The organism is Methylotuvimicrobium sp. KM2 (assembly GCF_038051925.1).
In the GTDB taxonomy this organism is placed as follows: domain Bacteria; phylum Pseudomonadota; class Gammaproteobacteria; order Methylococcales; family Methylomonadaceae; genus Methylotuvimicrobium.
In genome coordinates this window covers 3,656,430-3,679,056 of the sequence record NZ_CP150634.1, presented here as the reverse complement: position 1 = coordinate 3,679,056, position 22,627 = coordinate 3,656,430, and the positions used below count along the sequence as shown (strand labels likewise).

Below are 22,627 nucleotides of genomic sequence, written 5' to 3'. Positions count from 1 at the left end.
ATGAGGCGTTATCGGTTTGATGCTAACGTAAACAATTTCTGGAAATTAGCGATTTCCAGGATTTTTTTGACTTCCGGGTTGGCATTCAGCAAACGGATAGCTGATGGGTCGTTATTCATCTTATCTCTCAATATCAACAGCATGCCTAATGCGGAGCTATCCATGTATTCGGTGTTCCTTAAATCTACAGTGATGGTTTTGACGCGATCTCGATCCCATTCGGTTGCTTTTCTAAAGTCTTGATGGACGCTGAAATCGAAGCGCCCTGAAATGCGGACGGTCAATTCTTTTTTTTCCGGATGATGAATGATTTCTAATGCCATTGCTTGCTTCCTATATAACCATCGTTAAAATTGACTGAATGCTTTCGGTTAAAATAACTCGATCTCGCCTTCATTCATCGAGCCTTGCATAACTGCCTTATGATTTTTTGTGTGCCATTGTTGCTTCATATCGTTGAGGCGCTTGATGCCGTGAGTCAGCTCATTGGTGATGTTTTCTTGATCGCTCGACGTCATTATTTCAAAACCGATGCGCATTTCATCGATCAAGGCCTGGAAATGCTGCGTATTGGCTTGCATGTATTCGATCAGTTGCCTTGTCATGTCTTCAAATTGAAGGGCTCTGACCGCATGATTGACGTTATTTTCTATCTGTTGGGTTAGCTCTGAAACATCTTTGACTTTCCGATCTATTAAAGTATTGAGTTTGGCAATCTCTGTCATCATTTCATCGATATGGGCTTTTGAATGGGTCGTTGTTGTCATGTCTTTCGATGCCATCGACTCGATCATGCGCTTGGCTTGACCGATATTGGTTTTCGAATCGCTGACGACAGTTTTGATTTCCTCGCTGAATTTATCCGAGTTTTTAGATAGTTTACGCACTTCGTCGGCGACTACCGCGAAACCGCGTCCGGCTTCTCCGGCTCTTGCCGCCTCGATCGCGGCGTTAAGCGCCAATAGATTGGTTTGATCGGCGATACCCTGAACATCGGCCAATAATTTGCCGATGACTTCCATGTGCGATTCGACATCGTTGACGACATTGACCATTTCGATGCTTTGTTTGCTGACCGCGAGAATATGGTTGATAAAATCGGTCAGTACGATATCGGTTTCCTTGGCGAATTGCTTAAAGCTCAGGGTGTCCGACTCTTGTTTATCGCTCGATTCGCCCAGGTTATTTATCAGCGATAGCATGGTTTCATTTTGCCGAGAGGCAAGTGTGTGCATGCCGTTGAAGCTGTCGGACATAGTCACGACCGCGTCCGATACGACCGATTTGACTTGTTGCAATTCTTCGTTAAAGGTATTGAGTTCTTGCGCGGCGCAGGCTTGCAGATCGTTGATATAACGTTCGAGCAATCGATTAGCCTCGTTGCTATCCGTTTGACGCGAATTCGATTCATCGGTTTTTGCCGAAGATTTGGCGGCATAGATCGTCCACAACCAGCCTAGTGATAGGATGGGTAGGAATATCCAATACAGAGTCGTTACGGCAAATAGAGCCGGCGAAATTCCCGCGACGATGGCCAATGCGATGGGTAAGGCGGGTTTTTTCAGCAAATTATCCATTGATTATCTCCTATTGGATTAAAGCCATAATTTGATCCGCGACTTGGTCGAGGGGAAGAACGACATCGGCGGCCCCGATTTTATAAGCTTCGCCGGGCATACCCCAAACGACGCTGCTGGCTTCGTCTTGTACGATGTTGAAAGCACCGGCCTCGTGCATGGCCTTCATGCCGACCGCGCCATCGACCCCCATACCGGTTAGCATGACGCCGATGGCTTGATCGCCGGCTTGTTGCGCAACTGAGTAAAACATTACGTCGACCGAGGGTTTGTGTCGGTTGACGGGCTCGGAGTCATCGAGTTGGCAGAAATAAGCCTTGTGATCCCGAGTTATCTTTAAATGTCTATCGCCCGGTGCAATATAGATATGTCCCGGCTCAATTTTTAACCCGGTTTGGGCCAGAGTGACCGTCATCGCCGATATCTCGTCGACATGTCTGGCAAACGAGGCGCTAAACGCTGCAGGCAAATGCTGCGAAACGACAATGGGCGGGGTATTTGCAGGAAGAAGACCCGCTATCCGTTTGATGGCTTCGGTTCCGCCGGTGGATGCGCCGAGTGCAATGAGCGTTTTTTGTCGAGTGCTTTTACGGTTCCGATCGATAAGTTCGGGTTTTACCGGCATGCAATTGGGCGCATTATCGTGGATTCGCGCGCCGGCAGCCATGATGACTTTGCCGATCATTTCTTCGGTGTATTCTTTCAGGGTGCGCGTCAGATCCAGTTTGGGTTTTGCGACAAAATCGACCGCGCCGAGTTTCAATGCTTCAAGTGTGACTTCGGCGCCCTGTTCGGTCAATGTGGAAATCATTACGACCGGCATGGGCCGAAGACGCATCAAGTTGCGCAAAAACGTCAAGCCATCCATGCGCGGCATTTCAATATCCAGCGTCAAGACATCGGGGGCGAGTTGCTTGATTTTTTCACGGGCTATGTAAGGATCCGCGGCGGTTCCAACCACTTCGATATTCGGCGAGCTGTTGAATATTTCGGTCAACAGCGCTCTGATCAAAGCCGAGTCGTCGATTATCAATAATCGTATTTTTTTCATGCCCTGTTTCCTAAAACAACTCGATTTCGCCTTCGACAGCGGCATTTTTAATTTGGCTTCGGTAGTTGTTTTCGCGTAATGCGATGGTATCGTTGTGTAGATTTTTGATTTTTTTCATGCGGACTTTCCCTGTTTTCGGATAAAAGTTAACTTTGCGCGGATAAATATCGCCGAGATCCTGGGCCAATAAGTTCAATGCTTCGGTATCGATATAATCGAGCACGAAACCGATGTTGCGCAATCCGACATCACTCAAGCTCGGGATGATTTTTCCGCCGCCGAAAACTTTGACTTCGAGGTTTTTACGTTTACCGCCGGAGGCTAGTATCGTATTGATCAGATGCTCCATCGCGTAGTTGCCATAACGTGTTGCGCTACCTAGCAGCGAATAACCGGCGTTTTTTGCTTGTTCGGTCGAGGTTTCCGGAAGCATGAAATGATTCATTCCGCCGATACCGAGGACGCTATCCCGAATACAAGCAGCGATACAGGAGCCGAGAACTGTGGTAATCATTTCATTCTCGTTGGTTACGTAATATTCGCCGGGAAGCAGTTTGGCCGCGATGATTTCGTTTTCACGGTCCCAATAACGATTGATAGCAGCGAAACCGGGCAGGGCGGGCGGTTTAATCTCGTTAGACATCGTCATCCGATTTTACGATAAATCGTGTTACCGATTAATTCGAATCGATCGGTAACTTGTTGCAATGATTCCGAATGACCGATAAACAAACAGGAGCCGATAGTTAATAAGTTCGAGTATTTCGCGGCCAATGTTTTTTTGGTTTCACGGTCGAAATAAATAAAAACGTTGCGGCAAAAAATAAAGTCGAAAGGAGTTTTAATCGGCCAATCCTGCATCAGATTCAGTTGTTTGAAGGTAATCATTTGCCGCAGCTCCGGTTTGACTTTGACTTTGTTGATTTGCGAGCCGGTGCCTTTTTTGAACCAACGTTTCAAACGTTCTTCGGGGATACCGTTGACGCGGTTCAATTCATATACGCCGTTGGCCGCGAAATCCAAAACTTGGGTGTCGATATCTGTTGCTAGAATCTTGACTGTCCAGCCGACAGGCAAATTTTCCAGCAGTGTCATGGCTATCGAATACGCTTCCTCGCCGGTCGAACAACCTGCCGACCAGGCCCTAACTTGCCGAGATGTTTGATTTTTTTCGATCAATTCCGGGATTACGGTTTTTTTCAAATAGTCGAAATGATGGTTTTCTCTGAAAAATGCGGTCAGATTAGTCGTGATTGAGTTGATGAAGTTCGTGAATTCCTGCGTCGAATCGTCCTCCAGTAGTCGGCAATATTCCTTGAAACTGTTTAGTCTCAGCGCTCTGATGCGCTTGGTAAGGCGTGAATAAAACATGTCGAACTTGTCGTCCGGAACTAAAATGCCGGAATGCTTGTTCGACAAAGCTCTTAAGCGATCGAAGTCCGCACGAGTGTATTCGAACTCTCGAAATTGTTGTAGTGAGGACGGCTCTTGTCGGGGCGTCACGCTCATTTTTAGAATAAACCGGATGCGGGGTGGTCGATTTCGAGCAGCTCGGCCAAGCCGAGTAAGCGAGCGCTATCGATGAATTTTTCCGATGGAAAGTCGAAAACGACGTGTTTCCCCGATTTGACGGCTTCCTGTTTTAACACGGTGAGTAATTGTAATGTTGCAGTATCGACAGTCGTAACCGCTGACGCATCGATTTCCAGTGTTTCACGGGATTCGAAGGCCTTGACTAAAGACTCATGCAGTTCGTTGATGTGACGGATGTTTAATACGGCGTCCAGCATTATCGGACCTTCGGTTTTCGTTGAATTCGCTGCATCGGTCATGGTTGTGTCATGGTTCATGGCTAGCTATTCCATGTGGAGGCGTTTTTAAACATATCGCTCATAACAAATGACCGATTTGATCGAGTTCATCCGGATTCAGGAGTTTATCGGCGTCGAGCAGCATGATCATGCCTTGCTTGGCGACATACATCCCTCGCATGTAACGGGTGTCGATGTTAGTGCCTAGGTCGGGCGCTTTTTTGATGTCGTCATGACGAATATCCAATACGTCGGACACAGCATCGGCGACGACACCCATGACCATTTGTCCGGAGGCCGTTGCGACATTAATGACGATGACGACGGTCGTCGGCGAATAGTCCACGGCGGCGATATCGAAGCGTTCGCGCAAGTCGAGAATCGGCACGATGGCGCCGCGAAGGTTTAGTGCGCCTTTGATATAGCCAGGCGTTTTGGGGATTTTGCGTATCGGTTCCCAGCCCCGGATTTCTTGGACTTTGAGTATTTCAACGCCATACATTTCGCCGGCCAGTTCAAAAGTCAAAAACTGTTCGGAGGCGGGGATGTTGTTCGCGATGGTTTGGTTGTTCGTCATAACTAGTTGATCCTTTTGATCCGTCATCTGTTTAACCTGAATTCGGCAGTTTAACCATGAAGCACATGAAGTTCATGAAGGATTCCAAGAACTTACCAAATCCTTCTCGCTAACCTTTTTGGTGAGCGAAAGTTCTATACAAACGCGTAATAAGCTATTGAATTAACTTCCTATTCTTCATGATCTTCATGGTGAAATGCTTTTTCTAGGTTTAAGGTTTAAAACTCCTCCCATTCATCGTCGTCTTGTATCGGTGTATTGAACGTGGGCGCCGGTTTTGCTCGTGTTGACTCTTGTTTCGAGGGCGCAGATGCTTTTGTTTTTCCGGTTGCGGGTTTCGGCTTATCCGTAATCGTTTCGAAAGTCTGTTCAGATTTGTTCATGTTGTGCCCCAGCTTGAAAAAACTCAATAAATTCGCCATCTGAGTGGCTTGGTCGGTCATCGACATGCTGGCGGCAGATGCCTGTTCGGCTAGTGCGGCATTTTGTTGTGTGATCTCGTCCATTTCGGAAACCGCTTGATTGACTTGCAGAATACCTTGCGATTGTTCCATGCTGGCGGCGGCGATTTCCGAAACGATATCGCCGACTTTTTTGACGCCTTGCACGATCTCTTGTAATGCGGAGCCGGTTTCATTGACAAACTCGGTGCCGGTTCTTACTTTTTGCACACTATTTTGAATCAGCTCTTTGCTTTCTTTTGCAGCGACGGCGCTTCTTTGCGCCAAGTTCCTCACTTCGGTGGCAACGACCGAAAAGCCGCGTCCTTGTTCGCCGGCTCTTGCCGCTTCGACCGAAGCGTTCAAGGCAAGTAGGTTGGTTTGAAAAGCGATTTCATCGATGACGCCGATGATTTCGGCGATTTTATTGCTGCTGTCGTTGATTTCAGCCATTGCCGAGACTGCTGAAGCGACTACGGTTCCTCCTTTTTCCGCGAGTTGCCGGGCATTTCCGGAAACCAGATTGGCTTGTTGCGCATTGTCGGCATTGTTTTTGACGGTGCCGGTTAGTTGTTCCATGCTCGATGCGGTTTCTTCGAGACTGGCGGCCTGGGTTTCTACCCGTTGGGATAGGTTGTTGTTGCCGCTTGCGATTTGTTGAGACGTGTTGCTGATGAAGTCGGCCGAGCTTCTGATTTGTTCGAATATTTCGCTGAGTTTATCAAGCGTTTCGTTGATATCGTTTTTGCATTGCGCATAGACGCCTTCATAATCGTTCGTGATGCGTTGCGTCAAATCGCCGGACGACATGCTTTGCATGACGCGTGCGACATCGCTAAACGCGCGTTCGATGACGTCGGTTAATTCATTGATACCCTCGCTCAAGGTTTCGAAGAAGCCTTCCTTGCCCTCCATGTTGACGCGACCGCTAAGTTCTCCTGACTTAACCTGTTGTACGATTTCGGCGATTTCATGCTGAATGCTGACTTCGTCGCTGCGGTCGATCCATTCGACGACCGTGCCGAGCCGTGTTTCGCCGGCGAATACCGGTGTCGCGATGACCACCATCGTGCGACCGCCAATCATCAATTCGGCTTTGTAGGTTTGCGTCAATTTTGCCAGCAAGCCGCGTTGATGGGCCGGGTTTTTATGAAAGCTATCGATATTCGTGCCGATCAATGTGTCGGCATTGAAGTCCGGCAAATCCCTTCGGAAGTCGTTTTCATTGCGTTTGAATAGGGATTTCGCGGCATGATTCATATAGATGATGTTGCAGTCCGCATCGGCCATCATGACATTGCCGGTCACTTGGTCCAACGCCTGCTTGAGTCTCTCGGTGACGGCTCCGGCTTCGAGTGTCGCGGACAAGTCGGCATTCAGTTTGACTTGCATCGATTGCAGTGCCCGATTGAGGTCTCCGATTTGATCCAAGCGGTCGATGTCGACCTTGTTACGGAAGTAACCGCTCGCGGCATTATGGCAAAATACGATCGACTGCTCGATTGAACCGAGCATCAAGCGGAAGGTATGAATGCCTAGTATCAAGCCCAACAATGCCGATAGCGAATAGCCGGCAAGGGCGATAATGTTGCCGTCGATCATGGCTTGATAACCGGCATGAAGTAACGGCAATATCAGCAACAAAAAGGCGAGGCCGGCTTTTTTAGACAACGCGCCTTGTTTGACTGTGGCCAGCTTGGCAGCAATTCCTGTCGGTCTGATGGTGGCTCGATCCGCGGCGATCTTTTGATAAAGCTCTTCGGCACGGTCGATTTGATCGCGAGAAGGTGCTTGGCGAACCGACAAATAGCCGGCAACCCGTTTATTTTCGTAATACGGCGTGACGTTGGCTTCAACCCAATAGTAATCGCCCGTTTTTGTGCGGTTCTTAATGATGCCTATCCACGGACGCCCGGCTTTGATCGTGTCCCATAAATCCTTGAATGCAGCGGGGGGCATGTCGGGATGACGAACGATGTTATGGTTCGAGCCGACGAGTTCGTCGCGGCTGAAGCCGCTGATTTCGACGAAGGCGTCGTTCGCATAGATGATGCGGCCTTTCAAGTCGGTTTTGGTGACCAGGATCGTGCCCTGCTTCATCATGATTTCACGATCGGTGACTGGCATGTTCATTTTCATTGTAAGGTTTCCCCGTAAACTGTGGCATTCAATCGAAGGCGGTTAATTTTCATCGTTATCCACGCCTTCTAATTTAAGTAATTTGTTGACATCCAGCAGCATCACCATGCGTTCGTTGAACGATGCGAGGCCGTTGATGAATTCGGTGCTGACTTTGGCGCCGAAATCGGGCGCGCTTTGAATTCTGGTCTTTTCAATGTCGATTACGTTTGAAACCGAATCGACGACCACGCCCATTACCCGGGGTTTACCGCCGATGAAGGCTTGCAGGACGACGACGACGGTCAACGGCGTATAGTGGGAATGGCCTAGGTTGAAACGTTCGCGCAAATCGATGATCGGCACGATCGCGCCGCGCAGATTGACGACGCCTTTTTCATAAGCGGGGACATTCGGAATTCTGGATACCGGTTCCCAACTGCGGATTTCTTGTACCCGCAAAATATCGACGCCGTATTCCTCGTCGCCGAGTGTAAAACTCAAATATTGCGCCATATCGGACGGCTTTTTGCTGTCCAGCTGTTGTTGGGATTGATCGTCTGTGTTTGCCATTTTGGTATTCGTTCGGTCAATGGTTCGATAAACGGACGAGTCCTGGAATATCCAGGATCAAGGCAACCGAGCCGTCGCCGAGAATGGTTGCACCCGATATGCCTTCGACTTGTCGGTAATTGGCTTCGAGCGACTTAACGACGACTTGTTGTTGCGTTAAAAGGTCGTCGACGAAAAGTCCGCAGCGGATACCTTGGCCTTCGACGACCACCAGCAAGCCTTCGGTTAGTTTGGTTGCTTTCGCATTCGGGACCGAAAAAATTTCATGCATGCGGACAATAGGCAAATATTCCTGGCGTAGCCGAAAGGTTTCGCCTTTGCCGGCCACGCGATTGATCATGCGCTCGGTGACATTGATCGATTCGATGATGGAGCCGAGCGGTATGATATAGGTTTCATCGCCGACCGCGACCGATTGACCGTCCAGGATCGCCAGCGTCAACGGTAAATAGATCGCCATGGTCGAGCCTTTGCCCAACTGCGAAACAATATCGATATTGCCGCCGAGCGATTGAATATTTCGCCTAACCACGTCCATGCCTACGCCGCGCCCGGATACATCGGTTAATTGTTCGGCGGTCGAAAACCCAGGCATGAAGATGAGTTCATAGGTCTGTTTGTCGCTCAACACGGCATCGTCCTGAATCAGTCCCTTTTCCAGTGCTTTGGCCCGCAATTTGTCTTTATCCAGTCCGCGGCCGTCGTCACTGACTTCGATGACGATATTACCCCCCCGGTGATAAGCTTCGAGTGTGACGGTTCCTGTTTCTTGTTTTCCTGCCGCAATGCGTTCATCAGGTGTTTCGATGCCGTGATCGAGGCTGTTTCGAACTAAGTGTACCAGAGGGTCGCTAATGAGTTCGACGACGGTTTTATCGACTTCGGTATGTTCGCCGATCAGTTGTAGTTCAATTTTTTTGCCCAGTTTCGAGCTCAAATCATGAACCAGCCGAGGAAAGCGGCTGAACACGAAACTAATCGGCAGCATTCTGATATTCATGACGCTTTCTTGCAGCTCGCGCGTATGCCGTTCGAGTTGTGCGAGGCCGTTTTTGAGTTGATCCAGTTTATTTAGGTCGAAATGTTCGCCGATTAAGCTCAGCATCGATTGGGTAATGACCAATTCGCCGACCATGTTAATCAGTGTATCGATTTTGGCGGTATCGACACGGATCGAGGCGGAGCTTTTGCCGGCGTTTGAGGGTTTGTCGGCGTTTATTTTTTCGTTTTGACCTGATTCGCTGACAATGGGAGGGTTAGTCGCCGAAGAAGGGGGCGTTGTTTCAATTGCAGCGGATTGAGGGGGGGCGTCGAATGCCGGCGAGGAAGCCTGTGTCGTTTGTTCGATGTTTTGCACGGCAAGGTCGCAATGCTCCTCGACCCAATCGAAAATATCGTCGATTTCCGAGCGAGGGATGTTGCCATGCACGGTTATTTGCCAGGAAAGATGGCATTCCTCGGGGTCGAGTTCGTAAAGCCCGGGTACGCCTTGTAGGTCTACGGTAATATCGATTTCCCCCAGTTCGGCCAATTCACGAAACATTCTGACCGGGTCGTTGCCGGTTTTAAGCAAATCGGCATGAGGGCTAAAGGCAATACGCCATCCTGCATTATCGTTGTTGATTACGATAGGTTGGGGTTGTTCGAGGGGCGATGCAGTTTTGTCGGCACCGTTTAATTCGGTGTCGAGAGCTTTTTTATGCTCCGTGACTTTTTCTTGATCTAAGGTTTTTTCGTCTTGAATCGCGGTTAGCATTTCACGGAGGCAATCGACCGACCCTAGCAACACATTGATAGCCGGTTGAGTAACTTTTCGGCGGCCGTCGCGCATTTCATCAAGCAGTGTTTCCATTGCATGCGTGAAGTCGGCTATCGCCGAAAACCCGAATGTTCCACTTCCGCCCTTGATGGAATGCGCGGCTCTGAAAATCGTATTGATGGTTTCGGCGTCGACATCGCCCATGTCTAGATTCAATAGGCCGGATTCCATGATATCGAGTCCTTCGAAGCTTTCTTCGAAGAAAATCTGGTGGAATTGCGCCATATCAATAGACATTGAGTGGTCCGTATCTGAAGGTTTTTGTTAAAAATGATGTTGATTGAAACGGATGCGACAGTAGCAAAAGAAAACGTCAATAGCTGATATATATTTGTTACGAATTTCGTCTCGTTAGCTATGGCCAAAGGCGTGTAGACGATTAATAGTCGAATCGAGGCAGCTTAACCAAGTACTTTTTGAATCGTTTTCAGTAATTGATCCGGATTGAATGGTTTGACGATCCAGCCGGTTGCTCCCGCTTCCTTGCCTTGTTGTTTTTTGTCGGCGCCCGATTCGGTCGTTAACATAAGCATAGGCACGAATTTGTAATCGGGCAAGGCTCTCAAGTCTTTGATCAAGGTGATGCCGTCTTTATTCGGCATGTTGACATCGGTTACGACACAGTCGAATTTTTTGCTTTTTGCCTTATTTAACGCATCCACGCCATCGACGGCTTCGACAACGTCGAAGCCGGCCCCTTTTAATGTAAACGAGACCATTTGTCTCATCGATGCGGAATCGTCGACTGCAAGAATACTCGCCATGATGTTCTCCTAAAGTGTAGTAGTCGGATTTGATTGGGCTAAGGAAAAATAGTGATCCCTAGTCTTTAATGAAGTAATAATATAACTTAAGAAATTGACTAATAATAACTAAAACGAGGTCGTTTATTTCATTATGATGTCTACAGGGCCTTGTTGGGCGTGAGGTGGGTAAGGCAGCGCTCGGGTTTTATACCTATTACCCATTCCTATTGGATAAAGTTTTTCGGCATTTTAGCGCTTTTTGTTTGGGAAGCGATTGCCATGTCATCGTTTTTTGGGGTTATTATCAAAAAATGCGATTCCTGTCTCTTTTTTGCAATGAGATTGATAAGGCGTTGAGTTATTAAAATAGCTCAATGTCTTCGTTTTCGCCGGCGTTTTTGATGAGCGTATCGGTGTTTTCGTAGATCACGGCCCTATTTCTTCCGTTTTCCTTGGCGTAATACAGTGCTTTGTCGGCGCGATCGAGTAGCGTTGTCGGCATACACATGCTATCGATATGGGTAATGCCGATGCTGACTGTAATGCGTCCTACCGTCGGAAAGTTATGGTTGGCGACCGTTTCGCGAAATCGGTTAAACGTGTGCTCGGCACCTGCCATATCGGTGAGGTTGAGAATGACGACGAATTCTTCGCCGCCGAAGCGAAATAAAAAGTCGTTATAGCGAAAACATTTTTCCATCAGCTGGCTGAAAATCAAGAGGACTTCGTCGCCGTATAAATGGCCGAAGTCATCGTTGACTCGCTTGAAGTGATCGATGTCGAGCAAGGCAATCCAGGAGCTTTTTTGATGGTTTGTATCGGTGACCGGGTATTTCAAATAATGTTCGCAAACTTGCAATAGACGGGTATCGAACGATTGGCGGTTAGGCAACTTGGTCAATACGTCGCGTTCCTTGCTGTCGTGCAATATTACTTGGTTTCTAAATATCGAAAGGAGTTGACGGAATAATTCTATCGTTTGCCGGTCGAAAAGGCCGTCTAAGGCAATCGCGCGATCGGGGCCTTTCGTTTCTTTGAGCGAGAGATAGACTTGGCGAAAGCGCCCGTTGGCATCGGACATTTTTGGGATGACGCGTGAGTCGTTGTCGAGGATGTTGATTAAGTCGTTATGATCGTTGCTTTCGTCACGAGTAAAATCCAATGGGAAGCGTCTCACCAATTGTTCGCAAGGTGCTACGGCTTCGCCGGTCTTTTTTCGGCTCCGGTTGTAAATCTCATAAGCCGCGGCTTTCTTCACCCCAGGTATTTCAAGCAGAATATCCAGGAACTGGTGTGTCAGCGCCTGATAATCGGGCTGCTCGGTTAGCGAAGCAGCCCAGGCAAATACTTGTTCTACGGATAGGTTGATAGTCATCAAGCGCTTATTATGGCATTAAAATATAACTTTTTCGGATTTTAATGCGGCATAGATGTCATCGATCGAGTCGGCCTCGCTATCGAATTCAATGTCGGCAGCTTCGTAATTCAAACCGACGCATAGAGCGATCAATCCGGCATTATTAATGAGTTGAGCGAATTCTTCCGGTTCGCTGAACAGCGTTTCGACGACCGTTGCGGCATGACCATTGTCGAATAGCTTTCTTTCCAACAAATAGGCCGTTTCATGTGCCTTATGGCCTTTTAATAAAATGACCGTGGCTTTTTGTCCGAATCGTGCAGCGCGGTCTTCCGGCGAAACCGGTTGCAGATTGAATTCATCGGCATTATCGGTGATCATGCCGGCGCCGACCGTGACATTGCTTAGCCGGTCGATGACGATGAACGAGCCGGTGCCTTTGCTGCGTTTGTATGGGTCGAAGACGACCGGCGCGTTCAGGTTGACCGTGCATAGACCGATTTCATTGAGATTGAGCTCGCTTGCATCGTGATGTTCCAGCGTGTTGACATCGACTCGGTGATGAATCATCGATATCGATCCCGAAGCGGTTCGAGTCGCGAGCTTGATAATGTATTGCCGGCCCGGTGTCAGAGCTTTTTCGGTCATCCAGACGATCATCGCTTTAAATTTGTCGGCGACGGTTGGTGAGTCCGTCTGTTTGCCGATGATCATGTCGCCACGACTGATGTCGATTTCATCCTCGAGCGTCAAGGTAACGGCCATCGGCGGGAAGACTTGTTCCAGTTCGCCGTCGTAAGTCACGATGGATTTGATTTTGCTGGATTTTCCGGAAGGAAGCGCGGTAATACGATCGCCTTTGTGGAAAACTCCGGATGCAACAGTGCCGCAGAAACCGCGGAAGTCTAAATTGGGTCGATTGACGTATTGCACCGGGAAACGCGGGTCGCTATAGTTGCGATCGGAGGCGATTTCGATCGTGTTCAAGGTTTCCATCATCGGTTTGCCGGTATACCACGGCATGCTTTCGCTGGGGTTGACGACATTGTCGCCGTTCAGCGCCGAAATTGGAATGAAGCGTATATCGTGCAGATCCAAGGCTTTGACGAAATTCAGATAATCTTCTTTGATTTGATTGAATTTCTCTTCGCTGAATTCGATCAGGTCCATTTTGTTGACAGCGACGATAATCCGTTTGATGCCGAGCAGCGAAACGATGAAACTGTGACGTTTGGTTTGCGTTTGCACGCCATAGCGGGCATCGATCAAAATAATCGCCAAATCGCAGGTCGATGCGCCGGTCGCCATGTTGCGCGTGTATTGCTCGTGCCCCGGCGTGTCGGCGATGATGAATTTCCGCGTCGAGGTGGAGAAATAACGGTATGCGACATCGATCGTGATGCCTTGTTCGCGTTCGGCCTGCAAGCCGTCGACCAGCAAGGCTAAATCGATCTGTCCGGCGCCAGTGGTGCCTGATTTGACGCTGTCCGCTTTGACCGCGGCCAGTTGATCTTCGTAGATCATTTTCGAGTCGTGCAACAAGCGGCCGATCAGCGTGCTTTTGCCGTCATCGACATTGCCGCAGGTTAAAAAACGCAATAACTCCTTGCGTTCATGTTGGGCCAAATAGGCGTTGATATCGGTGCTGATGAGTTCTGATTGGTGGGACATGGGAAGTTCCGGATTAGAGTTAAATCGGTAGTTAAGATAGGCGAAAGATAAAAGAGGAAAGATGAAATTATGGGTTTCGCGATTTAATTAGGGCGGCCAACATTCTTGAAATTTGTTCGGCTTCGTCCTTCCAAATCAATCCTTTATCTTTTTCGATGTAGCCAATCTTGATGCCAATGTAAATTTGAGTTCGCAACTCGCCGCAAGAACCTTTAGCGTAAAAATAGAATTTGGTTGAACCCTTTGCACTTCCTCTTTCAAATCCTTCGGCAATATTGCTTGGAATAGATAAGCTAGATCGAGTGATCTGGTCCTTGAACGCAAAATCCCTACAGCTTGTCAACTCTTTATAAATTGAGACACAAAGACGCGATGACCTTTGCCAAACTTCCATATCCTCGAAGCGCGCTATCTTTCGTCTTGTGTCTTTCGTCTTTCAACTATGTTTAAAAATATCCTTCTCGCTTTTTTTGTTCCATCGAGCCGGCTTGGTCGAAGTCTATCAGCCGTCCTTGACGTTCGGAACTGGTCGTCAACAACATTTCCTGAATGATTTCGGGTAGCGTTGTCGCGGTTGATTCGACTGCGCCGGTCAAGGGATAGCAGCCTAAGGTTCTAAAACGGACCATTTTCATTTCGACTTTGTCTTCAGGCCCTATCGGCATGCGGTTGTCGTCTACCATGATCAGCATGCCGTCTTTGTTGACGACAGGGCGTTCCTTGGCGAAATAGAGCGGTACGATCGGGATGTTCTCGAGATGAATGTATTGCCAAACATCGAGTTCGGTCCAGTTGGACAGTGGGAATACCCGGATGCTTTCGCCTTTGTCGATCCTGCCGTTATAGATGTTCCAAAGTTCGGGTCTTTGATTTTTCGGATCCCAACTATGGTTTTTGTCGCGGAACGAATAGACGCGTTCCTTGGCGCGGGATTTTTCTTCGTCGCGGCGAGCGCCGCCGAATGCCGCGTCAAACTTGTATTTATTGAGTGCTTGTTTGAGCGAATCGGTTTTCATCACTTCAGTGTGCTTTTTGCTGCCGTGTGTGAAAGGTCCGATGCCTTGTTCGACGCCATCCTGATTGATGTGAACCAGTAACTCCAGGCCTAAATCTTTCGCTAATTTGTCGCGAAACTCGATCATTTCCCGGAATTTCCAGGTAGTATCGATATGCATCAATGGAAAAGGCGGTTTGCCGGGATAAAAGGCTTTCATCGCCAATTGCAGCATGACGGCCGAATCCTTGCCGATCGAATACAGCATGACAGGTCGTTCGAATTCTGCCGCGACTTCACGGATGATATGAATACTTTCGGCTTCGAGCTGCTTGAGGTGGGTGAGTTTATAGTCAGTCATCAATGATCCGTTATTTATATTCCACGGTTTATCCGTGAAGAGTCAATGTGAAAATAATTTACATTTTAAGTTGAAAGCGGGCAATTTGCCATAGCGGCTGTGAATTTAGAAAAATGCCGATGGGTTGTTTCTATTCCTTAAGAATCAAAAATTGACTCACCATTTATTTTTTGACGGTTTTTCGATCGAAAAGTCGTCGTTATTTATTGGCTCTGTGATCGATGATTTCATCTACAACCGATGGGTCTGCCAGCGTCGAGGTATCGCCCAGGCTGTCGATTTCGTTCGAGGCGACTTTTCTTAAAATACGCCGCATGATTTTTCCTGAGCGCGTTTTCGGAAGGCCCGGCGCCCACTGAATGATATCGGGGTGGGCGATCGCTCCGATTTCTTTTCTGACCAGATCGACCAATTCCTGTTTGAGAGCTTCGCTCGCGTGAACGCCGGAATTGAGCGTGACATAAGCATAAATGCCCTGGCCCTTGATAGGATGCGGGTAGCCCACCACGGCGGCTTCGGCGACGTCTTCATGCAAGACCAGCGCACTTTCGACTTCCGCGGTCCCCATGCGATGGCCCGAAACATTAATTACGTCATCGACACGACCGGTAATCCAGTAATAACCGTCCCTGTCGCGGCGAGCGCCGTCGCCGGCAAAATAATAGCCCGGAAAATTTTTAAAATAGGTGTCGATAAAACGGTTGTGATCGCCGTAAATACTTCTGGCCTGACCCGGCCACGGGTGGCTCAATACTAGAACTCCCTCTGCTTCGCCTTCAAGTACATTACCGGCATTGTCAAGAATTTCCGGTTTAACGCCGAAGAACGGTAGTGTCGCCGAGCCCGGTTTCAATGCAATGGCGCCGGGCAGCGGCGTGATCAAAATGCCCCCGGTTTCGGTTTGCCACCAAGTATCCATGATAGGGCAGCGTTCGTTGCCGACGATGTGATAATACCATTCCCAGGCTTCGGGGTTGATCGGTTCGCCGACCGTGCCGAGGATTCTTAAACTGCTGCGGTCGGTGCGAGTGACAAAGTCGTTGCCTTGCGCCATCAAGGCGCGAATTGCAGTCGGTGCGGTATAGAAAATATTGACTTGGTGTTTATCGACGATGCGCCAAAAACGGTCGGGCTCGGGGTAGGTCGGAATACCTTCGAACATCAAAGTCGTCGCGCCGTTGCAGAGCGGTCCGTAAATGATATAAGAATGGCCGGTGACCCAGCCGATATCGGCGGTGCACCAATAAATATCGCCGTCGTGATAATCGAATACGTATTTATGCGTCATAGCGGCGAATAATAAATAACCGCCCGTGGTGTGCAGTAGGCCCTTCGGTTTACCGGTAGAGCCCGATGTGTAAAGAATGAATAATGGGTCTTCGGCAGATAGGGTTTCGGGCGGACAATCGTCCGATGCGGTTTTCATCGCATCGTGATACCAAATATCGCGTTTAGGTGTCCACGGAATGTCATTCCCGGTGTTTTTGATGACGATGACAGTTTTGACATTCGGGCAGTGAGAAACCGCTTGGTCGACACTGGTTTTGAGCGGTATCTTCTTGCCGCCGCGAAGGCCTTCATCGGCGCAGATAACAGTGTGGCAGTCGGCGTCTTGTATGCGGTCGCGTAAAGATTCGGCCGAAAAACCGCCGAATACGATGGAGTGGACTGCGCCGATTCGGGCGCAGGCCAGGGTGACGACAGCGGCTTCAACGATCATCGGCAGGTAAATACAGACCCGGTCGCCTTTCTTGACGCCTTGGCTTTTTAGAACATTGGCGAATTTACAAACTTCTCGGTGCAATTCACGGTAACTGATTTTTTTGTCTTGAGCCGGATCATCGCCCTCCCAGATAATTGCAGTTTGGTCGCCTCGTGTGGCTAAATGCCGGTCCAAGCAATTGTAGCTGACATTGAGTTCGCCGCCTTCGAACCAGCGGATGTAGCCTTTCGAATAGTCGTAATCCATGACTTTATCCCAAGGCTTGAACCAGTCGAGAAATTGTTCTGCTTGTTCTGCCCAAAAGGATTCCGGTTCATCGATCGATTGTCGATAAAGTGTTTCATAGCGTTCCGGTGTAATGTGAGCCCGGGCTGACAGTTTGGGATCGACAGGATAGGTTTTCACTTCAGTCATGATGAGTCCTTAGGTTCTTTAGACGTACAAGAGGCATTAAGGTCGGCGGCGGGGCAAATAGCGGTCATCGTTGATAAATGCCCGGGTTGCCAATGGCTGATGGCCCAGTCCAACATTTCGTATAAAGAGGCATCGGCCAGTTCTTGCGGCGGCGCTTGCTTTAGTAATTCCAGTAAACTAAATATAACACGCGACGGATGGTCGGTAGCAACAGGTCGTGCGAACGATTGCTTGCTGAGTTTGATGCCGTTCGAGTCGGTAATCAACGGAACATGCATATAGCTCGGTTGCTTAAAGTCCAGTTTTTGTTGCAGATAGACCTGTTTGATCGTCGAATCCAGCAGGTCGACACCGCGAACGATATCGGTAACGCCTTGTAGATGATCGTCGATGACGACCGTGAATTGATAGGAGAAGATCGCATCTTTTCTTCTTAAGATAAAGTCGTCGTGTTGGGTGGCGAGATTTTGGGACTGCATGCCCTGCAAGCGATCATTGAATGTCGAATGGATAGCCTCGACCCTAATGCGAACGGCATGAGACGATTTTTCCGGAAAAGTTCGGTGTCGGCACAATCCGGGATAAATTGCGGAATGTTTTATCTCTGTGAGCGATTTACGGCTGCAGAGGCACGGATAAAGTAATTCTTGGTCTTTTAATAGGTCGAGGTAGTAGCGGTAGTGTTCAAGGTGGCGGCTTTGGTAATAAACATCGCCGTCCCAGGTTAAACCGAACCTTTCCAATGTCTTGAGTATCGATTCGGCGGCGCCTGCGACATTGCGTGGCTTATCGATGTCGTCGATTCTAACCAGCCATTGCCCTCTTTGATTTCGAGCGTCGAGAAAACTTGCCAAGGCTGCATAAAGAGAGCCAAGATGAAGCGGGCCGGAAGGCGAGGGTGCGAACCGGCCGATATAGCGGGTGTGAAGGCTGAAAGCCGGGGTTATCCCATTTGCTTTTCCCGAATTTCGTCGAGTGTTTTACAGTCGATACACATCGTTGCGGTAGGACGGGCCTCTAGTCGGCGGATACCGATTTCAATACCGCAAGACTCGCAAAAACCGTAATCGCCCGATTCAATATCCTTTAACGCCTGATCGATTTTTCTAATCAGCTTGCGTTCGCGGTCGCGGGTCCTTAATTCCAGGCTAAACTCGGACTCTTGCGTCGCTCTATCGTTAGGGTCGGGAAAATTGGCGGCATCGTCTTGCATATGATGCACGGTTCGGTCGACTTCCTCCATTAGATTGGCTTTCCATTTTCTCAGAATGCTTTCGAAATGACGAAGCTGGGCTTCGTTCATATACTCTTCGCCCTCTTTTTCTTGATAAGGTTTAAAACTGAAAGGTGAGGAATCAGTTTTATTACTATCGCTCATCCGTTAACTCCCGGGAAGATTCAATTAAAAAACTGCGCATTTTTATCAGAACGGGAAGCGCATAGCAAGAATTATTGATATTATTTATCGGTTTGTAATAAACCAAGAAAAAATGAATAAACAACCGGCGGATCGAACCGAAACAATTAGCGCTTTTTATGTCATGGCAATTTTAGAGCGCGCCAAGGAATTAGAACGGCAGGGCAGGGATGTGATTCATATGGAGATTGGCGAGCCTGACTTTTTGACGCCGCGAACCATCACTGATGCATCCATTGCTTATCTTGAGGCGGGGAATGTCAAATACACGCCTGCCGCCGGACTTTCAGAGCTTCGGGCAAGCATTGCAAAATTTTATCGCGATCGCTACGGCGTGACTGTCGATAACGGGCGAATTTTTATTACGCCGGGGGCTTCGGGCGCCTTTTTGCTGGCCTTGGGCGCGAGTCTCAATGCCGGCGAAAAAATATTGATGGCCGATCCTTGTTATCCGTGCAATAGCAATTTCGTTAAGTTTTTGGGGGGACGAGCGCAAACGATTCCGGTCGATGCGTGCAGCGATTTTCAATTGAATTCGGCGTTGATCGAAAAACATTGGTCGAGCGACTGCAAAGGCGCGGTAATTGCCTCGCCGTCGAATCCGACCGGTACGGTGATTGCTCCGGATGTTTTGCGGCGAGCGATCGAGGCGGTTCATGAGCGTAACGGCGTGTTTTATTCCGATGAAATTTATCATGGCCTGGTTTACGACGGAAACGATGCCGTTAGCGCATTACAGTTCAGTCCGGATGTATTTGTGATTAACAGCTTTTCGAAATATTTCGGCATGACCGGTTGGCGGGTCGGCTGGTTGATCGTGCCCGAAGCTTATGCGGATGTTGTCGAAAAGCTTGCGCAAAATATTTTTATCGCGACGGCTAGTCATTCGCAATATGCCGCATTGGCGGCATTTGAAACCGCGACTTTGGAAGAATTGGAAAAGCGCCGATTAGAGTTTCAAAAAAGAAGAGATTTTCTCTACGGACAGCTGCACGATTTGGGATTTATTCTCCCGGCCAAGCCGGACGGCGCATTTTATATTTATGCCGATTGTTCGCGTTTTACCGACGACAGTTACCGTTTCGCGTTGGATTTACTCGAAGCCGAAGGCCTTGCGGTGACGCCGGGCAAGGATTTTGGTGTTAACCAAGCCGAGCGTTTCATACGCTTTGCTTATACTACGTCGATTGAAAGAATAGGCGAAGCAATGGCGCGTTTGGCGCGGTTTATTAATAAGGTTAAAGGTTAAAGAGGAAAGAGGGGGGGCGCAGTGGGCATGGGCGCCAACTTAAGGAAAAAACGCGTCATTCCGCCATGGATTCACTCCGGGCTATTCTGCCTTGGCAGGACGGGGTTTGCAACCGCGTCCTAAACGTTTCGACTATGGTCGAAGTAAGCCGAAATGTTTAGGCTATGTTCGCGTTAATAGTTGATACCTCTTTGAACTCAAAGTCAGCAGAAACCAAAGGATATAGCTCAAAATAACTTGCTTTATTCAATATTGAGCGGATTGTTGAAGGAGGGTTCGGTTGCTCGATTGACAGGTGTCGGCGGCAGGGCAGATTTTTGCTCCTGCAAAATCTGCATTCATGCCATCCTTGGCAATCAGTCGCCGCCGTCAAGCCTGCACGGATGTATTCACCCAGCACCTAAATTAGCCATTATATTAAACATAGCCAATGGGCTAAGGAATTTAGGTGCTGGGTTCACGGCGTTCTGTCAAGCGAGTTGCCGAACCCGCTACAAAGCTCATAGCTAAAAGAAGTTATTTGTCACGAAATCCTAAGCCGAAATGTTTAGGGCGAAACGAAACGTCAGGGACGGGTTAAATAACCCGTCCCGCAGAAGATTAGGACTCCTTATCTTCATGGTGAAATGCTTTTTCTAGGTTAAAGCTTTTTAACTTTCTCCAGCACCGCTTGCGCATGCCCTTCAGGGTTGACTCCGTATTCGACATCGGCCAAATTGCCTTGCTTGTCGATAATAAAAGTCGATCTGAAAATCGCCATGCTCTTGACGCCGTTTTTTTCTCTCTCGCGCCAGACGCCGTAACTTTCGCAGAGTTCTCCGCTGGTGTCGGCCAGTAAATCGACCTTGAGGCCGAATTTATCGATAAACGCTCGATGGCTTTCGCAGTTGTCCTTGCTGACGCCGATGACGACCGTATCGTATTCGGCGAATTCCGATGCCTTTTGAGTAAATTCATTGGCTTCTATCGTGCAGCCGGGCGTGTCGTCCTTTGGATAAAAATAAAGGACCACATTTTTTTTGCCGAGATAATCGGACAGGCTGACGGGCTGATCGTACTGATTAACCGATTGGAAATCCGGTGCTTTTTGCTGTGCTTCTAACATGAGTTACTCCTGAATTTAAATTTGGTGGAATATACTTCGCGTACTATGTGCAAAACGTTTCGCGCGGATTAAGCGCCCAAGCAGGATGCGCCGTGGCATCCTAAGACTGATGGTACTCGATAATCCGGTCGACTTCGCTTTTCGAACCCAGAATCAACGGAACGCGTTGATGTAGGCCCTTCGGTTGAACGTCGAGCATGCGCTCCCGGCCTGTTGAACAGGCGCCGCCGGCTTGTTCGACGATAAAGGCGACCGGATTGGCTTCATACATCAAGCGCAATCTACCTGGCTTAGCCGGATCGCGCAAATCATAAGGATATAAAAATACGCCGCCGCGGGTCAAAATCCGGAAAACCTCGGCCACCAAGGATGCTACCCAGCGCATGTTGAAGCTTTTGCCGCGCGGGCCATTTTCGCCCGCCACGCATTCGTCGATATAACGTTTGACCGGCGCTTCCCAAAAGTGTTGGTTCGACATATTGATTGCGAATTCGGAGGTTTCGCTTGGAATGGTCATGTTTGGGTGTGTGAGGATAAACTCGCCGATGTCCTGGTCCAGCGTAAAGCCGTTGACGCCGTGACCGGTCGTCAAGATCATCATCGTGGACGGGCCGTACAAAACGAATCCGGCGCAGACTTGTTCGCTGCCTTTTTGTAAAAAGTCGTTGAGTTGCGGCTCGTCGGTTCCGTTATAGCGCAAAATGGAAAAAATGGTTCCGACAGTCAAGTTGACGTCGATGTTGGAGGAGCCGTCCAGCGGGTCGAATAGCGCTAGGTATTTGCCGCGCGGATAATGATCGGGAATTTGAATGATGTCGTCGACTTCCTCTGAAGCCATACCTGACAAGTGTCCCGTCCAAATAAGCGAATCCACCATAATGTCGTTGGTGATGATATCCAGTTTTTTCTGTACCTCGCCCTGTACATTTTCCGAATCTGCGCTGCCCAGAACGCCGATTAAGTCTCCTCGGTTAACCATGTGCGATATCTGTTTACAAGCTTTGACGATATCGTTCAGCAATAATGTAAATGTTCCTGATACGCCAGGGAATTCGCGTTGTTGCTCGATGATAAATCGGGTTAGGGTAACATTTTTGGTCATGTTCTTTTGGTCTCCATTTGAGTAGGGTTAAAACCCGTAAGCTAATGTCTGCCGCGTAATGTATTGTAGACTTTGAAAGACAGTATCGATAAAGCCAATAAAAATGTTATTGAATTAGCGAAGATAATAGCCTTGTCTGAAATCGACAACCCATAGATAAGCCAAAGTAAAACGCCGGTCGTAAAGAGGCTATACATGCTTAATGATAGCGATTCGGTATTGCGCGTTTTGAGCGTCAATAGTGCCTGAGGTAAAAAAGACAGGGTAGTGAGTGTCGCGGCAATATAGCCGATGACTTCAGTTGTAATTTGCATGAATTTTTAGGATTTGCCGGTTAGCGGGTCGGCGTTAAAAACGTGATTATTCAGCCCTCGCAGCCATTTTAGGGTAATAAGCTTGGGAGCACGGGCGTCCCGTCCGCATTTCCAGGGAAAATGCTCAAGGAGTATGAGTAATTATACTTTTCGCACTTCAAATTTCGCTAATGTCCGAGGAGGCGTCGGGGTGTTCGACCAAGGCTTT

General features: G+C 48.6%; 22 protein-coding genes. 1 reads left to right on the top strand and 21 read right to left on the bottom strand.

The window, feature by feature from the left end:
• Nucleotides 1–8 precede the first annotated feature (8 nt).
• The 18 genes from WJM45_RS15475 to dksA all read right to left on the bottom strand — a co-directional run bounded on the left by WJM45_RS15475 (nt 9) and on the right by dksA (nt 18,610).
• Nucleotides 9–323 carry an STAS domain-containing protein gene (locus WJM45_RS15475; RefSeq protein WP_341325966.1) on the bottom strand — a complete coding sequence of 105 codons (315 nt, stop codon included), beginning with the start codon at nt 321–323 and terminating at the stop codon, nt 9–11.
• Nucleotides 324–371: 48 nt separating this feature from the next.
• Complete coding sequence (locus WJM45_RS15470; protein ID WP_341325965.1) at nt 372–1,577, bottom strand: methyl-accepting chemotaxis protein; 1,206 nt, start codon at nt 1,575–1,577, stop codon at nt 372–374.
• A gap of 10 nt (nt 1,578–1,587) precedes the next feature.
• On the bottom strand, nt 1,588–2,628 hold the full coding sequence (locus tag WJM45_RS15465; RefSeq protein WP_341325964.1) for a chemotaxis response regulator protein-glutamate methylesterase: 1,041 nt from the start codon (nt 2,626–2,628) through the stop codon (nt 1,588–1,590).
• A gap of 10 nt (nt 2,629–2,638) precedes the next feature.
• The gene (cheD, locus tag WJM45_RS15460; protein WP_341325963.1) at nt 2,639–3,277 is read right to left on the bottom strand and encodes a chemoreceptor glutamine deamidase CheD; all 639 of its coding nucleotides are present in this window, start codon (nt 3,275–3,277) and stop codon (nt 2,639–2,641) included.
• Entirely contained in the window at nt 3,274–4,137 is an 864-nt protein-coding gene (locus tag WJM45_RS15455) for a protein-glutamate O-methyltransferase (protein WP_341325962.1), read from the bottom strand. Before WJM45_RS15455 ends, cheD begins: the two co-directional genes overlap by 4 nt.
• A 2-nt stretch (nt 4,138–4,139) precedes the next feature.
• Nucleotides 4,140–4,478 carry an STAS domain-containing protein gene (locus WJM45_RS15450; protein WP_341325961.1) on the bottom strand — a complete coding sequence of 113 codons (339 nt, stop codon included), beginning with the start codon at nt 4,476–4,478 and terminating at the stop codon, nt 4,140–4,142.
• Between the two features lie 40 nt (nt 4,479–4,518).
• Nucleotides 4,519–5,016, bottom strand: a complete 498-nt coding sequence (locus tag WJM45_RS15445; RefSeq protein ID WP_341328960.1) for a chemotaxis protein CheW — start codon at nt 5,014–5,016, stop codon at nt 4,519–4,521.
• Nucleotides 5,017–5,234: 218 nt separating this feature from the next.
• The gene (locus WJM45_RS15440) at nt 5,235–7,583 is read right to left on the bottom strand and encodes a methyl-accepting chemotaxis protein (protein WP_341325960.1); all 2,349 of its coding nucleotides are present in this window, start codon (nt 7,581–7,583) and stop codon (nt 5,235–5,237) included.
• 54 nt (nt 7,584–7,637) lie between these two features.
• Nucleotides 7,638–8,090: a chemotaxis protein CheW gene (locus WJM45_RS15435; protein WP_341328959.1), complete on the bottom strand. Its 453-nt coding sequence runs from the start codon at nt 8,088–8,090 to the stop codon at nt 7,638–7,640.
• Nucleotides 8,091–8,163: 73 nt separating this feature from the next.
• The gene (locus tag WJM45_RS15430; RefSeq protein ID WP_341325959.1) at nt 8,164–10,203 is read right to left on the bottom strand and encodes a chemotaxis protein CheA; all 2,040 of its coding nucleotides are present in this window, start codon (nt 10,201–10,203) and stop codon (nt 8,164–8,166) included.
• A 164-nt stretch (nt 10,204–10,367) separates the two neighbouring features.
• On the bottom strand, nt 10,368–10,733 hold the full coding sequence (locus WJM45_RS15425) for a response regulator (RefSeq protein ID WP_341328958.1): 366 nt from the start codon (nt 10,731–10,733) through the stop codon (nt 10,368–10,370).
• A 340-nt stretch (nt 10,734–11,073) separates the two neighbouring features.
• On the bottom strand, nt 11,074–12,087 hold the full coding sequence (locus tag WJM45_RS15420) for a GGDEF domain-containing protein (RefSeq protein ID WP_341325958.1): 1,014 nt from the start codon (nt 12,085–12,087) through the stop codon (nt 11,074–11,076).
• Between the two features lie 18 nt (nt 12,088–12,105).
• Nucleotides 12,106–13,740: a sulfate adenylyltransferase subunit CysN gene (cysN, locus tag WJM45_RS15415; RefSeq protein WP_341325957.1), complete on the bottom strand. Its 1,635-nt coding sequence runs from the start codon at nt 13,738–13,740 to the stop codon at nt 12,106–12,108.
• A 67-nt stretch (nt 13,741–13,807) separates the two neighbouring features.
• Entirely contained in the window at nt 13,808–14,134 is a 327-nt protein-coding gene (locus tag WJM45_RS15410) for a four helix bundle protein (protein ID WP_341325956.1), read from the bottom strand.
• Between the two features lie 52 nt (nt 14,135–14,186).
• The gene (gene cysD, locus WJM45_RS15405) at nt 14,187–15,095 is read right to left on the bottom strand and encodes a sulfate adenylyltransferase subunit CysD (RefSeq protein ID WP_341325955.1); all 909 of its coding nucleotides are present in this window, start codon (nt 15,093–15,095) and stop codon (nt 14,187–14,189) included.
• A 199-nt stretch (nt 15,096–15,294) separates the two neighbouring features.
• Entirely contained in the window at nt 15,295–17,232 is a 1,938-nt protein-coding gene (acs, locus tag WJM45_RS15400) for an acetate--CoA ligase (RefSeq protein ID WP_341325954.1), read from the bottom strand.
• Complete coding sequence (gene gluQRS / locus WJM45_RS15395) at nt 17,229–18,146, bottom strand: tRNA glutamyl-Q(34) synthetase GluQRS (protein ID WP_341328957.1); 918 nt, start codon at nt 18,144–18,146, stop codon at nt 17,229–17,231. Before gluQRS ends, acs begins: the two co-directional genes overlap by 4 nt.
• Nucleotides 18,147–18,175: 29 nt before the next feature.
• Nucleotides 18,176–18,610, bottom strand: coding sequence for an RNA polymerase-binding protein DksA (dksA, locus tag WJM45_RS15390; RefSeq protein ID WP_341325953.1), 435 nt, complete (start codon nt 18,608–18,610; stop codon nt 18,176–18,178).
• 112 nt (nt 18,611–18,722) lie between these two features.
• On the opposite strand from dksA, the gene WJM45_RS15385 reads away from it, so the two are divergent.
• A complete protein-coding gene (locus WJM45_RS15385; RefSeq protein ID WP_341325952.1) occupies nt 18,723–19,898 on the top strand; it encodes an aminotransferase class I/II-fold pyridoxal phosphate-dependent enzyme in 1,176 nt (391 codons plus the stop codon).
• Nucleotides 19,899–20,538: 640 nt separating this feature from the next.
• Here the strand turns inward: WJM45_RS15385 and WJM45_RS15380 are convergent.
• The 3 genes from WJM45_RS15380 to WJM45_RS15370 form a co-directional block, all read right to left on the bottom strand.
• On the bottom strand, nt 20,539–21,003 hold the full coding sequence (locus tag WJM45_RS15380) for a peroxiredoxin (RefSeq protein WP_341325951.1): 465 nt from the start codon (nt 21,001–21,003) through the stop codon (nt 20,539–20,541).
• A 100-nt stretch (nt 21,004–21,103) separates the two neighbouring features.
• Nucleotides 21,104–22,105, bottom strand: a complete 1,002-nt coding sequence (locus tag WJM45_RS15375) for a class 1 fructose-bisphosphatase (protein ID WP_341325950.1) — start codon at nt 22,103–22,105, stop codon at nt 21,104–21,106.
• Between the two features lie 41 nt (nt 22,106–22,146).
• On the bottom strand, nt 22,147–22,419 hold the full coding sequence (locus WJM45_RS15370; protein WP_341325949.1) for a SemiSWEET transporter: 273 nt from the start codon (nt 22,417–22,419) through the stop codon (nt 22,147–22,149).
• Between the last annotated feature and the right edge of the window lie 208 nt (nt 22,420–22,627).

Coding starts and splice junctions, on each gene's coding strand:
- WJM45_RS15475 (WP_341325966.1), bottom strand. CDS start 323: ATGGCATTAGAAATCATTCATCATCCGGAAAAAAAAGAATTGACCGTC.
- WJM45_RS15470 (WP_341325965.1), bottom strand. CDS start 1,577: ATGGATAATTTGCTGAAAAAACCCGCCTTACCCATCGCATTGGCCATC.
- WJM45_RS15465 (WP_341325964.1), bottom strand. CDS start 2,628: ATGAAAAAAATACGATTATTGATAATCGACGACTCGGCTTTGATCAGA.
- cheD (WP_341325963.1), bottom strand. CDS start 3,277: ATGACGATGTCTAACGAGATTAAACCGCCCGCCCTGCCCGGTTTCGCT.
- WJM45_RS15455 (WP_341325962.1), bottom strand. CDS start 4,137: ATGAGCGTGACGCCCCGACAAGAGCCGTCCTCACTACAACAATTTCGA.
- WJM45_RS15450 (WP_341325961.1), bottom strand. CDS start 4,478: ATGAACCATGACACAACCATGACCGATGCAGCGAATTCAACGAAAACC.
- WJM45_RS15445 (WP_341328960.1), bottom strand. CDS start 5,016: ATGACGAACAACCAAACCATCGCGAACAACATCCCCGCCTCCGAACAG.
- WJM45_RS15440 (WP_341325960.1), bottom strand. CDS start 7,583: ATGCCAGTCACCGATCGTGAAATCATGATGAAGCAGGGCACGATCCTG.
- WJM45_RS15435 (WP_341328959.1), bottom strand. CDS start 8,090: ATGGCGCAATATTTGAGTTTTACACTCGGCGACGAGGAATACGGCGTC.
- WJM45_RS15430 (WP_341325959.1), bottom strand. CDS start 10,203: ATGTCTATTGATATGGCGCAATTCCACCAGATTTTCTTCGAAGAAAGC.
- WJM45_RS15420 (WP_341325958.1), bottom strand. CDS start 12,087: ATGACTATCAACCTATCCGTAGAACAAGTATTTGCCTGGGCTGCTTCG.
- cysN (WP_341325957.1), bottom strand. CDS start 13,740: ATGTCCCACCAATCAGAACTCATCAGCACCGATATCAACGCCTATTTG.
- WJM45_RS15410 (WP_341325956.1), bottom strand. CDS start 14,134: ATGGAAGTTTGGCAAAGGTCATCGCGTCTTTGTGTCTCAATTTATAAA.
- cysD (WP_341325955.1), bottom strand. CDS start 15,095: ATGACTGACTATAAACTCACCCACCTCAAGCAGCTCGAAGCCGAAAGT.
- acs (WP_341325954.1), bottom strand. CDS start 17,232: ATGACTGAAGTGAAAACCTATCCTGTCGATCCCAAACTGTCAGCCCGG.
- dksA (WP_341325953.1), bottom strand. CDS start 18,610: ATGAGCGATAGTAATAAAACTGATTCCTCACCTTTCAGTTTTAAACCT.
- WJM45_RS15385 (WP_341325952.1), top strand. CDS start 18,723: ATGAATAAACAACCGGCGGATCGAACCGAAACAATTAGCGCTTTTTAT.
- WJM45_RS15380 (WP_341325951.1), bottom strand. CDS start 21,003: ATGTTAGAAGCACAGCAAAAAGCACCGGATTTCCAATCGGTTAATCAG.
- WJM45_RS15375 (WP_341325950.1), bottom strand. CDS start 22,105: ATGACCAAAAATGTTACCCTAACCCGATTTATCATCGAGCAACAACGC.
- WJM45_RS15370 (WP_341325949.1), bottom strand. CDS start 22,419: ATGCAAATTACAACTGAAGTCATCGGCTATATTGCCGCGACACTCACT.